8 protein-coding genes are annotated in these 12010 nt (G+C 77.5%); 4 read left to right on the top strand and 4 right to left on the bottom strand.

What is annotated here, in order from left to right; all coding sequences use genetic code 11:
• Nucleotides 1-177: 177 nt before the first annotated feature.
• The gene (locus ADL22_RS06625) at nucleotides 178-570 is read left to right on the top strand and encodes a hypothetical protein (RefSeq protein WP_066974670.1); all 393 of its coding nucleotides are present in this window, start codon (nucleotides 178-180) and stop codon (nucleotides 568-570) included.
• Nucleotides 571-642: 72 nt separating this feature from the next.
• Here the strand turns inward: ADL22_RS06625 and ADL22_RS06630 are convergent, their stop codons facing one another.
• A complete protein-coding gene (locus ADL22_RS06630; protein ID WP_066974672.1) occupies nucleotides 643-2058 on the bottom strand; it encodes a hypothetical protein in 1416 nt (471 codons plus the stop codon).
• A 596-nt stretch (nucleotides 2059-2654) separates the two neighbouring features.
• On the opposite strand from ADL22_RS06630, the gene ADL22_RS06635 reads away from it, so the two are divergent.
• Nucleotides 2655-3578, top strand: a complete 924-nt coding sequence (locus ADL22_RS06635; protein ID WP_066974674.1) for a hypothetical protein — start codon at nucleotides 2655-2657, stop codon at nucleotides 3576-3578.
• A gap of 119 nt (nucleotides 3579-3697) precedes the next feature.
• Here ADL22_RS06635 and ADL22_RS06640 read toward each other — a convergent pair whose 3' ends face one another.
• The 3 genes from ADL22_RS06640 to ADL22_RS06650 form a co-directional block, all read right to left on the bottom strand.
• Nucleotides 3698-4006, bottom strand: a complete 309-nt coding sequence (locus tag ADL22_RS06640; protein ID WP_066974676.1) for an AzlD domain-containing protein — start codon at nucleotides 4004-4006, stop codon at nucleotides 3698-3700.
• Nucleotides 4003-4878: an AzlC family ABC transporter permease gene (locus ADL22_RS06645; RefSeq protein ID WP_420711543.1), complete on the bottom strand. Its 876-nt coding sequence runs from the start codon at nucleotides 4876-4878 to the stop codon at nucleotides 4003-4005. Before ADL22_RS06645 ends, ADL22_RS06640 begins: the two co-directional genes overlap by 4 nt.
• A 177-nt stretch (nucleotides 4879-5055) precedes the next feature.
• A complete protein-coding gene (locus tag ADL22_RS06650; RefSeq protein ID WP_420711542.1) occupies nucleotides 5056-5940 on the bottom strand; it encodes an AraC family transcriptional regulator in 885 nt (294 codons plus the stop codon).
• Between the two features lie 153 nt (nucleotides 5941-6093).
• On the opposite strand from ADL22_RS06650, the gene ADL22_RS06655 reads away from it, so the two are divergent.
• Nucleotides 6094-10929 carry an ATP-dependent helicase gene (locus tag ADL22_RS06655; protein ID WP_107116236.1) on the top strand — a complete coding sequence of 1612 codons (4836 nt, stop codon included), beginning with the start codon at nucleotides 6094-6096 and terminating at the stop codon, nucleotides 10927-10929.
• A gap of 83 nt (nucleotides 10930-11012) precedes the next feature.
• A complete protein-coding gene (locus tag ADL22_RS06660; protein ID WP_066974681.1) occupies nucleotides 11013-11909 on the top strand; it encodes an Fpg/Nei family DNA glycosylase in 897 nt (298 codons plus the stop codon).
• Nucleotides 11910-12010 lie beyond the last annotated feature (101 nt).

The raw sequence follows: 12010 nt of genomic DNA on the forward strand, positions 1-12010 counted from the left end.
CCCCCGGCCCCGCCCCCCCCCCCAGCCCCCGCCGGGCCCTCCGCCCCGCCGGCGCCGCCCACGCCCACGATGCCGGCCGCGGTGCCGGCCGCGGCCGTGGCGGCGGTCGGCGGACGGGAGCCGTCCGTGCCGGGTTCCGCCCCCACCACATCACCGCAATCGACAGGAAGTTCCGATATGACCTGCTTCTTCGACCCCAGCCACGGCCCCGGGATGACGCCCGTGATGTGGTCCCCGCAGTGGGGTGTGCCGCGCCAGGTCCAGACCTGCGGCGGCTGCGCCCAGCGGGTGCAGACCACCACCCCGCCCTTCTACACCCCGGCCCAGGCCGGCTACCCGCAGCCCGCGCAGGCGGGCTACCCCCAGCAGGCGCAGGCCGGTTACCCCCAGCAGGGCTACGCCCAGCAGCCGGACCACCAGCAGGGCGGCGGCCGGCGCTTCGGCACCGGCGCGCTGATCGGCGCGGGCGCGGCCGGCCTGGTCGGCGGCGCGCTGCTGAACGAGGCGTTCAGCGACGACGAGCCCGAGGTGATCGTCAACAACTACTACGAGGGCGACGAGTACGAGTGACCCGCCGCGCGGCGCGCTGACGCCGCCGGTGCCCGGCCGGCCCCTCGGGCGGCCGGCCGGGCGCCGCTCCCGTTACTCCGGTGCGATCCGCACGACACCGGTGACGGTGCCCTGCCACCACACCCCGCCGGGCGTGGCGTTGCCCGCCATCTGGAGCGTGTCGAAGAGGAAGCCGGTCCCCAGGTGGCGGCGGCCCGCCACCCGCCCGGTCTCCGCGTCCACGGCCAGGAAGTCGTAGCGGTCCAGGATGCCGGTGCGCGCGGGGTCCAGGACGCCGGTGCGCTCCACGGTGTAGAGCGTGCCGTCCGCCAGCGAGAGCTTGGGTACGGCGGCCGAGCGGATCCGGGTGTCCCAGCGGATCGCGCAGCCCCGGCCGTCCGGGTCGATGTCGACGCGGGTCAGGCCGCCGGTGAACGGCGCGTTCGCGGGCTCGGCGGGCCCGGCGCCGTCCGGAACGGCCGGGTACGGATAGCCGTAGGTGCTGGCCACGTAGACGCTGTTGCCCGCCCCTATGGGCGAGTTCTCGGTGCCGCTCCCGTTGGGATCGAGGACGGGGATGCGGCAGACGGTGCGGTTGTCCTTGGTGGAGACCACGATGAGGTTCTCCTGGGGGGCGGCGTTGTCGGTGATCGCCAGGTATTCCGAGCCGCCGCGCGGGCCGAAGAACGTCGCCGTGGCCCCGGTGCCGTGGCTGAGCTGGCCGGGCTTGCGGGCCGGCCCGCGGTCGTAGGCCCGCCGCCACACCACCCGCGGTACGCCGTCCGCGCCCGCCCGCAGCAGGTACAGCGCGTGGTCGGTGGTGACCGCGGCGCCCTCGGGGGCGGTGGACAGGGAGTTGGCCACGGCTTCCCCGAGGTCGGCCGTCCGTACGGTCCCGGTGGCCGTGTCCACCGTGCCGACGAGGCCGCGCCCGGTGGCGAACCACACCCGCCCGCGCCAGTCCGGGGCGAGCCCGACGACGCCGTCCCCGGCCGCCACGGCGCCGGTCAGCGGCGTCCGCTCGACGACCTTCAGCTGCCATCCGCCGTCCGCCGCCCGAGTGTGCGCGACGCGCAGCAGGTCCCCGGAGCCGTCGGCGACGACCAGCCGGTCCCGCTCGTCCAGATAGCTGTAAATGCCGCCCAGCACGCCGGACTTGGCCAGCGTCAGCTCGGCCAGCGAGGCGCCGGTGGCCGGGTCGAGCAGGTGGACGTGCGGCGCCCGGTCGAAGATCCCGGTGCAGACCGCCACCGGATAGCCGTCCGAGCCCGCGAGCACCGTCGGGCAGGCGGCCTGGAGCGCGGTGCGGTGGACGGCCGCCGGGCCGGTCCCCGGGCCGCGGCGCGGTGTGGTGTCGGAGGACGCGGTGTCGCCGTGCATGGCCCCCGCCCCGCCCGCGGCGAGGTAGGGGTTGGCGGGCGGCGCCGCGGCCCGCGCGGGTCCCGCGGCGCCGAGGACGGCGGCCAGGGCGGCGGCGAGCGCGAGAGCGCGGGTGCTGCGAGGGGGCATGGGGGCTCCAGGGGTCGGGAAGGGACGGGCCGCGCATGGGGTACCGGCCCGGCGCCCCCGGTACTCGGGTGCGCGGGGATACGGGCGGACCCGGGCGGGCGGGTACGGGCGGCCGCTGCGGGAGCGGCGGGTGCCGGACGGGGCGGGAAGCGGCCGGACGGGGACGCGGGAACGGCCGGACGGGGCGGCGGCCCGGCGCGGAAGCAACCGGGCCGGGCCGGTGGTCCGGCCGCCGTCCTGGACGGCATCGCGCCAGGAACACCGGCGTACCGGAGAGGTGAACGGGGCAGGCTCAGCGGCCCGTTGGACGACAGGCCGCGGACGCGAGCCGCGCGAGGTCCAGGAAGAGGCGCCGGAAGAGCGGGAGTTGACCCATCACGCGCCGCATTGCAGCACGCCGGGCCGGAACCCGCAATGCCCGTCCCACCCCTGGAGACACCCGCGCCCAGGGAGCCGTCAACCGGGCGCAGGGGTCGGTCCCGTTATGTCGGACACCGTGCCGGTCCCGTCAACCGCACGCCCTGAGGGTCCCGCCCACGGAGGGCAGCGGACCGCGAGCCGGTGCCGTCGCGGGGTTTCGCCCCTACGGTCGGGCCATGGCCGAAAACGTAAGCCCCCCAGCGACCCCTCTGGCGCGTGCCGAGCGCTTCGTCTGGCTGACCGCCCGGGTGCTGGAGCAGCGGCTCTTCGCGTACCACTTCCTCGGCGGCGGCGCCGACCCGGTGGAGACCGCGCTCACCGCGTACCGCAACGACGACGACGGCTACGGCCACGCCCTGGAGCCCGATCTGCGCGGCCCGGTCAGCCAGCCACTGCACACCGCGCTCGCGCTGCGGGTGCTGGACCGGATCGGGCGGTGCGACGGCCGCCGGGTGGAGCGGATCTGCCGCTATCTGACCCGGGTCTCGACGCGGGACGGGGCGCTTCCGGCGGTGCACCCGTCGCTGCGCGGCTACCCGGCCGCCCCCTGGATCCCGGTGGCGGACGACCCGCCCAGCTCCCTGCTGTCCACCGGCCCGGTGGTGGGCCTGCTGCACCGCAACCAGGTTTGGCACGCCTGGCTGTTCCGGGCCACCGACTACTGCTGGGCCGCGGTGGAGTCCATGGAGACCACCCACCCCTACGAGGCCGAGGCGGCGGTGGCGTTCCTGGACGGCGCCCCGGACCGGCCGCGGGCGGCCGCCGCGGCGCAGCGGCTGGGCCGGCTCGTACGGGAACAGGGCCTGGTGGTCCTGGATCCGGCGCGGGCGGCCGAGACCCCGGTGGCGCCGGGGTACGCCCCCGGGGAGCACCACTTCGCGTACGACTACGCGGCCTCGCCCCGTTCGCTGGCCCGCGGCTGGTTCACCGACGCGGAACTGGAGCGGTCCCTGGACCACCTCGCCGGGCTCCAGCGGGAGGACGGCGGCTGGCCCGTCAACTGGCGGCTCTGGGCGCCCGGTACGGAGCTGGAGAGCCGCCCGCGGGTGACCCTGGAGGCGCTGCTGACCCTCCGGGCGTACGGGCGGCCGCTGGGCTGAGGGCGCGGCCGCCGGGCGGGGCGGGGCAGGCCGGTAGTAGGAGCGTACGGGCGTGCAGGCGGGCCGTGGCGCGTCGGCCCGTTAGCGACGCTCCGGCTCCCCAGGGGCCCGCCGTCCCCTCACCACCCCAGTGCCCGCACCCCCGCCGTGACCCCCACCGCGACCGCGACGACCAGCAGGAACGGGGCGCGCAGCACCAGCGCCACGGCCGCGGCGGCGACCCCGGCGGCCTTGGCGTCGAGCAGCAGGTGCCGGCCGTCGCTGAACGTCTCCTGGGCGGTGAGCGCGGCCAGCAGGGCCACCGGGAGCAGTGCCGCCAACCGCTTGACCAGGGGGCGCTCCAGGACGCCGGCGGGCGCCGACAGGCCGAGGAACTTGGCGAGGTAGCAGGCGGCGGCCGTGGCGCCGATCGCGATCCAGACGGTCATGCCCGGTCCTCCCCGGTGGTGCGGTCCTCGTGGGTGGTGCGGTCGTGCCCGGTGGTGCGGTGGTCTCCGGTGGCGGGGCCGTCCCCGGTGGCCCGGGGATCCCCGGCCCGCTCCCGGGCGGGCGTCCGGCGCCGCCGCCCCTGGACGGCGAGCACGGCCGGGGCGGCCAGCGCGGCGAGCAGCACCGGTACACCGGCCGGCAGGAGCGGCAGCGTCACCAGGAGCAGCAGGACCGCCAGGCCCGCCGTGCACCGCTCCACGGTGGTGCGCAGCATCGGCGCCAGCAGTGCCAGGAAGACCGCGGGCCCGGCCGCGTCCAGGCCCCAGGCGGCGGTGTCGCCGAGCGCCCCGGCCCCCAGGGCGCCGCCGAGGGTGCTGAGGTTCCACAGGACGTAGAGCGACAGGCCGGTGACGGTGAAGCCGAGGCGGGCGTGGCGCCGGCCGGTCTGGGCCAGGGTGACGGCGGTGGTCTCGTCGATGACCCAGTGGGCGGCCAGCGGGCGCAGCGCGCCCCGGTAGCCGAGGACGGCGGAGAGCCGCAGCCCGTAGAAGGCGTTGCGCACGCCCAGGAAGAACGCCCCGGCCGCGGCGGTGAACGGATTGCCGCCCGCGGCGAGCGCGCCCACCAGGGCGAACTGCGAGGCCCCGGTGAAGATCAGGAGGCTCATCGCGCAGGTCTGCCACAGGCTCAGTCCGGCGCCGGCGGCGGTCACGCCGAAGGCGAAGCCGGAGAGCCCGACGGCGACGCCGACGCCCAGCGCGTCCCGGATGACGGCGGAGTCGGGGCGTTCCTCCGGGGGCGGCGGGTTCCTGCGTCCCCCGGTGGCGGCGCCGGACCCGCCGTCCCGGTGGGCGGCCGCCGCCCCGGGTATCGGGTGCTGTCCTGGCGGTATCGGGTGCTGTGCTCGTGGTGCCGTTGGTGCGTGTTCTGCCTGTTCTGCCACGGTCCGGACCCTAGGCGCGCGCCACCGGCCCGGTCTTGTACGTTCTTGCGCCCGCCCCGCCCGCGGGTCCCGAGCCGCCTGCCCCGCCTACCGGCCCCGAGCCGCCTACCCGCCCCCGGTACCCGCCTCCCGGACCGCCGCCGCCCGCTCCCGCCGGTACGCGCCCGGCGGCACCCCGACGATCCGGGTGAAGTGCCGGTTCAGATGCGGCTGGTCGGTGAAGCCGACCGCGGCGGCCGTCTCGGCGGGCGGCATCCCGGCCTCCAGGAGCCGGCGGGCGCGCCGCACCCGGGCGTCGGTGAGCCAGGTGTGCGGCGGCATGCCGTACGCGGCCCGGAAGGCCCGCAGCAGCGCGAACGGGCCGGTCCCCAGCTGCCGGGCCAGCTCCTCCAGGCCGGGCGGCTCGGCCATCCGCGCCTCCAGCACCTCGCGGGCCCGGGCGGCGGTGCGGGCGCCCGCCGAACGGGGCGCGCGGGCGGGCAGCGGTCCCCCGTGGCGGCGCAGCAGCCGGGCCACAGCCATCCGGAGCAGGCTGTCGGCGGCCAGCGCGTTGCCGGCCTCGGCGGCCCCGTGGACCGCGGCGACCAGCCGGCTGCTGCCGGGATCGTCGGCGGCGGTCCGCACGAACCCCGGGGTGCCGCGCAGCCCGGCGGTCTCCCGGGCTATCGCGGCGACCAGTTCCGCCGAGGGGTAGAGCGTGGCGTAGGCCCAGCCCTCGGGGACCCCGGCCCGCGCGGTGTGCGGCACCTCCGGGTTGATCAGGACGATGGAGCCGCGGCCGGCCCGGATGGCGCCGTCCCGCAGTCCGACCGCCTCGATCCCGGAGGTGACCGCGCCGATCACGTAGCCGTCGTGGGCGTGCCGGGGGAAGGCGTGCCGGACGTAGCGGGCGCGCAGCAGGTCGAGGCCGGGCAGTCCCGGGTACCGCCAGTGGCGGGCCCACTCCCCGCGGGCCCGGGGCTCGGTCCGCGCGCCGTCCGCGCTGGTCATGGCCATGCCTCATTGTGCGCCGGGCGCACCGTCCGGGATCCGGGGCGTCCGGACGGCGGACAGCCCGGCCCCGCGACCCGGACACCGCCCGGCCGCCCCGCCCGCCGCCCCGCGAGAACCGGATTGTCAGTGGTCCGGTGCACGATGGGTGGCATGACCGAGGCAGCGCTCGCATCCTTCTCGCCCGCCACCCGCGGCTGGTTCGCCGGGGCGTTCCGCGCGCCCACGGCCGCGCAGGAGGGCGCCTGGCGGGCGATCGCCGAAGGGTCGGACGTGCTGGTGGTCGCGCCGACGGGCTCCGGCAAGACGCTGGCCGCGTTCCTCGCGTCGCTGGACGCGCTGGCGAGCACCCCGCCGCCGGCCGAGCCGAAGAAGCGCTGCCGCGTGCTGTACGTCTCGCCCCTGAAGGCCCTCGCGGTCGACGTGGAGCGCAACCTCCGCAGTCCGCTGACCGGCATCCGCCAGGAGGCGGTCCGCCTCGGGCTGCCGGAGCCCGACATCCGGGTCGGCATCCGCTCCGGGGACACCCCGCCCGCCGAGCGGCGCGCCCTGGCCGTCCGCCCGCCGGACATCCTCATCACCACCCCCGAGTCGCTGTTCCTGATGCTGACGTCCTCGGCCCGGGAGGCGCTGGCCGGCGTCGAGACGGTCATCCTCGACGAGGTGCACGCGGTCGCCGGCACCAAGCGCGGCGCCCATCTGGCGCTGTCCCTGGAGCGCCTGGACGAGCTGCTGGACCGCCCGGCGCGCCGGATCGGGCTGTCGGCGACGGTCCGCCCGGTGGAGGAGGTGGCCCGCTATCTCTCGCCGCGGCGCCGGGTGGAGATCGTCCAGCCGCCGTCCGGGAAGCGCTTCGACCTCGCGGTCACCGTCCCGGTGGAGGACATGGGCGAGCTCGGCGGCTCCCCCGTCCAGGAGGGCGGCACGGGCGAGAAGCCCTCCATCTGGCCGCAGGTCGAGGAGCGGATCGCCGATCTCGTCCAGTCCCACCGCTCCACGATCGTCTTCGCCAACTCCCGCCGCCTGGCCGAGCGGCTGTGCAACCGCCTCAACGAGATCGCCTACGAGCGCGCCACCGGCGAGCCGCTGCCCGAGCACCACTCCCCCGCCCAGCTGATGGCCGAGGCCGGCGCCGCCCGGGGCGCGCCCCCGCTGCTGGCCCGCGCCCACCACGGCTCGGTCTCCAAGGAGCAGCGCGCCCTGGTGGAGGAGGACCTCAAGGCCGGCCGGCTGCCCGCCGTGGTCGCCACCTCCAGCCTGGAGCTGGGCATCGACATGGGCGCGGTCGACCTGGTCGTCCAGGTGGAGTCGCCGCCGTCGGTGGCCTCCGGGCTCCAGCGGGTGGGCCGGGCCGGCCACCAGGTCGGCGCGGTGTCGAAGGGCATCGTCTTCCCCAAGTACCGCGGCGATCTGGTGCAGGCCGCGGTGGTCACCGAGCGGATGCGGGCGGGCGCCATCGAGGCGCTGCGGGTGCCCGCCAATCCCCTCGACGTGCTCGCCCAGCAGCTGGTCGCGATGACGGCGCTGGACACCTGGGACGTCGAGGAGCTGCTGGCCGTGGTCCGCCGGGCGGCCCCGTTCGCCGCGCTCCCGGAGTCCGCGTTCACCGCCGTGCTGGACATGCTCGCCGGCCGCTATCCCTCCGACGCCTTCGCCGAGCTGCGCCCCCGCCTGGTGTGGGACCGCGTCGCGGGCACCGTCACCGGCCGCCCCGGCGCCCAGCGGCTGGCCGTCACCTCCGGCGGCACGATCCCCGACCGCGGCCTGTTCGGCGTCTTCCTGGCCGGGGAGAGCGCCGGCAAGGGCGGCGGGAAGCGGGTCGGCGAGCTGGACGAGGAGATGGTCTACGAGTCCCGCGTCGGCGACGTCTTCACGCTCGGCACGACGTCCTGGCGCATCGAGGACATCACCCGCGACCGCGTCCTGGTCACCCCCGCCCCCGGGGTGCCCGGCCGGCTGCCGTTCTGGAAGGGCGACCAGCTCGGCCGCCCGCTGGAGCTGGGCCGCGCGCTGGGCGCGTTCCTCCGGGAGATCGGCGCGCTCGCGCCCCAGGACGCCGCCGCCCGGCTGGCCGCCGCCGGCCTGGACGACTGGGCGGTCTCCAACGTCCTGGCCTACCTCTCCGAGCAGCGCCAGGCGTGCGGCCACGTCCCCGACGACCGCACCATCGTGGTCGAGCGCTTCCGGGACGAGCTGGGCGACTGGCGGGTGGTGATCCACTCCCCCTTCGGGGCGCAGGTGCACGCCCCCTGGGCGCTGGCCCTCGGCGCCCGCCTCGCCGAGCGCTACGGCCTCGACGCCCAGGTGATGCACGCCGACGACGGCATCGTGCTGCGCCTGCCGGACGCCGACCTGATGGGCCTGGACCTGCTCGACGGCGGCGCGCCCTTCGGCGGCGGCGACGGCCGGGCGGCGGATCCGGAGCAGTCCCCGGTGGGCGCCGCCGATGTGGTCTTCGACCACGGGGACGTCGACCAGCTGGTCACCGACCAGGTCGGCGGCTCCGCGCTGTTCGCCTCCCGCTTCCGGGAGTGCGCCGCCCGCGCCCTGCTGCTGCCGCGCCGCAGCCCCGGCAAGCGCACCCCCCTGTGGCAGCAGCGCCAGCGCGCCGCCCAGCTGCTCCAGGTGGCGAGCGAGTTCGGTTCGTTCCCGATCGTCCTGGAGGCGGTCCGCGAATGCCTCCAGGACGTGTTCGACGTCCCGGGGCTGACGGAGCTGATGGCCGACATCGAGGCGCGCCGGGTCCGCCTGGTGGAGGTCACCACACCCGAGCCGTCCCCGTTCGCCCGCTCGCTGCTCTTCGGCTATGTCGCCCAGTTCCTCTACGAGGGCGACTCCCCGCTGGCCGAGCGCCGGGCGGCCGCGCTGTCCCTGGATTCCCGGCTGCTGGGCGAGCTGCTGGGCCGCGCCGAGCTGCGCGAGCTGCTGGACGCCGGGGTGCTCGCCGAGCTGGAGCGCGAGCTCCAGTGGCGCACCGACGACCGCCGCGTCAAGGACGTCGAGGGCGTCGCCGACCTGCTGCGGATGCTGGGCCCGCTGACCGACGCCGAGCTGGCCGAGCGGGGCGCGGAGCCGGGCTGGGCCGGGGAGCTGGCGGCGGCCCGCCGCGCCATCCGGGTGCGGATCGCCGGCGCCGAGCACTGGGCGGCCGTCGAGGACGCCGGGCGCCTGCGGGACGCCCTGGGCACCGCGCTCCCGGTGGGCGTCCCGGAGTCGTTCACCGAGCCGGTCAAGGATCCGCTGGGCGATCTGCTCTCCCGTTACGCCCGGACCCACGGCCCGTTCACCTCCGAGCAGGCCGCCGCCCGCTTCGGGCTGGGCACGGCCGTCACGGACGGCGCCCTGCACCGCCTGGCCGCCGCCGGCCGCCTCGTCGCCGGGGAGTTCCGCCCGCCCGGTGCCCACCCCCCGGCCCCGGAGGGGCAGCCCCCGCTCCACGGCCTGGGCCAGGAGTGGTGCGACGCCCAGGTGCTGCGCCGGCTGCGCCGCCGCTCGCTGGCCGCGCTGCGCGAGGAGCTGGAGCCCGTGCCGCCCGCCGCGCTGGCGGCCTTCCTGCCGCAGTGGCAGCACGTCGGCCCGCCCCGCCCGGCGCCCGCCCCCGGCGCGCCGGCGCCGGCCCCGTCATCTTCCGGGCTGCGCGGGATCGACGGCCTGGTGCGCGCCGTCGAGCAGCTCCAGGGGGCGCCGGTGCCGGCCTCCGCCCTGGAGAAGCTGATCCTGCCGTCCCGGGTCGCCGGCTACACCCCCGCCCTCCTGGACGAGCTGACCGCGACGGGCGAGGTGCTGTGGGCCGGCGCCGGCGCCCTCCCCGGCAAGGACGGCTGGCTCTCCCTCCATCTCGCCGACGCGGCGCCCCTCTTGCTGCCGCCCCCGCTCCCCCTGGAGCTGACCGCGCTGCACGACGCGGTGCTGGCCGCCCTCGCCCCCGGTTACGGCCTGTTCTTCCGCCAGATCGCCGATCAGGTCCGCGCCACCACCCATCCGGAGGCCACCGATCCGCAACTCGCCGACGCCCTGTGGGAGCTGGCCTGGTCGGGCCGGCTGACCAACGACACCCTGGCCCCGCTGCGCGCCCTGCTCGGCTCCGGCCGCACGGCCGGCGCCACCGCGCACCGCGCCCGCCGCGCCGTCCCCCGGGGCCGCTACGGCTCGCTGACCGCGGCCGCCCGCCCCGCCGCCGGCCGCTCCGGTCCACCGACCGTCGGCGGCCGCTGGTCCCTGCTGCCCGCCGCCGAGCCGGACCCCACCCGCCGGGCCCACGCCCTGGCCCGTACGCTCCTGGACCGCCACGGCATCGTGACCCGCGGCGCGGTCGCCGCCGAAGGGGTCACCGGCGGCTTCTCCGCCGCGTACCGCGTGCTGTCGGCCTTCGAGGAGGCCGGGCAGGCCCGCCGCGGCTATGTGGTCGAGGGGCTGGGCGCCGCCCAGTTCGCGATGGACGGGGCGGTGGACCGGCTGCGGGCGATCAGCAGCCGGCGGGAGCGGGACACCGGCGATCCGTTCGCGGACGGCGGTTCGTTCCCCGGGGGCGGCTCGTTCCCCGGGGGCGGCCCGTTCGCGGACGGCGGCCCGGGGCGGCCGCGCCCCTCCGGCCCGCCGCGCGCTCTGGTCCTGGCCGCCGCCGATCCGGCCAACGCCTACGGTGCCGCCCTGCCCTGGCCCGAGCCCCCCGAGGGCGCCACCCACAAACCGGGCCGCAAGGCCGGCTCCCTGGTCGTCCTGGTCGACGGCGAGCTGGCGCTCTACATGGAGCGCGGCGGCAAGACGCTGCTGCTGTGGCCGCTGGGCCCCGATCCCGCCGACGCCGCCACCGACCCCCGGCTGCGCTCCGCCGTGGAGGCGCTGACCGACGCCGCCCGGGCCGGCGCCCTCGGCACGATCACCACCGAGCGCGTCAACGGCACCTCCGCCCTGACCTCCCCCTACGCACCCCTCCTGGAGGCCGCGGGCTTCCACGCCACACCCCGGGGGCTGCGCCTGAGAGGCTGACCCCGTAAGCCCGCGCGCCGGCGACGCGTCCCCCGGGCCCCCGCCCGCCCCCGGTCCCGCCCCCGCCGGTGCATGATGGCACCGTGCCCGAAGGAGACACCGTCTGGCTGCTGGCCCGGCGCCTGGACGAGGCGCTGGCCGGCCACCGGCTCACCCGCTGCGACCTGCGGGTCCCCCGCCTGGCCACGGTGGACCTGACCGGCCGCACGGTGCTGGCGGTCGTCCCCCGCGGCAAACACCTGCTCACCCGCTTCGACGGCGGACACTTCGGCGGCGGACGCCCCGAGGCCGGGCGCTCCGAGGGTGGCCTGACCCTCCACTCCCACCTCCGGATGGACGGCGCCTGGCGGATCTACGCCCCGGACGAGCGCTGGCGCGGCGGCCCCGCGCACCAGATCCGGGCGGTCCTCGGCACCGCCGCGCACACCGCCGTCGGCTACCGCCTCCCCGTCCTGGAACTGCTCCGCACCGCCGACGAGGACAAGGTCACCGGCCACCTGGGCCCCGATCTCCTCGGCCCGGACTGGGACCCGGACGAGGCGCTGCGCCGGCTGCTCACGGACCCCGGCCGCCCCCTCGGCGAGGCCCTGCTCGACCAGCGCAATCTCGCCGGGATCGGCAATGTCTTCGCGTGCGAGCTGTGCTTCCTGCTCGGCGCCTCCCCCTGGCTCCCGGTCGGCGCGCTCCCCGCCCCCGAGCGCGCCCCGGCGCTCGCCAAAAAACTCCTGGAGGCGAACAAGGACCGCCCCGACCGCGTCACCACCCCGTGGGGCCTTGGCCCGCCCGCTTCCGGCGCCGCCGCGCGCGGCCTCCGGGACCGCCGCCTGTGGGTCTACGGCCGCGCCGGCCGCCCCTGCCTGCGCTGCGGTACGCCCGTCCGCACCGCCGGCCCGGGCCCCACCTCCCACGGCCGCGTCACCTACTGGTGCCCCGCCTGCCAGCCGCCCCCACCGGAAGGCACCCCGCCCACCGGCCCGTAAGAACGCCGCCCCAGCTCACGGCCCCACGAACGCGCACTTGACGCCCCGTCAGTCACCTGAGCCCGCGCCCCCGCCACCACCGCCCCCACACCACCCCACTG

Origin of the sequence: Streptomyces sp. NRRL F-4489 (assembly GCF_001509485.1) — a bacterium.
GTDB lineage: Bacteria > Actinomycetota > Actinomycetes > Streptomycetales > Streptomycetaceae > Streptomyces.

Coding starts and splice junctions, on each gene's coding strand:
- ADL22_RS06625 (WP_066974670.1), top strand. CDS start 178: ATGACCTGCTTCTTCGACCCCAGCCACGGCCCCGGGATGACGCCCGTG.
- ADL22_RS06630 (WP_066974672.1), bottom strand. CDS start 2,058: ATGCCCCCTCGCAGCACCCGCGCTCTCGCGCTCGCCGCCGCCCTGGCC.
- ADL22_RS06635 (WP_066974674.1), top strand. CDS start 2,655: ATGGCCGAAAACGTAAGCCCCCCAGCGACCCCTCTGGCGCGTGCCGAG.
- ADL22_RS06640 (WP_066974676.1), bottom strand. CDS start 4,006: ATGACCGTCTGGATCGCGATCGGCGCCACGGCCGCCGCCTGCTACCTC.
- ADL22_RS06650 (WP_420711542.1), bottom strand. CDS start 5,940: ATGACCAGCGCGGACGGCGCGCGGACCGAGCCCCGGGCCCGCGGGGAG.
- ADL22_RS06655 (WP_107116236.1), top strand. CDS start 6,094: ATGACCGAGGCAGCGCTCGCATCCTTCTCGCCCGCCACCCGCGGCTGG.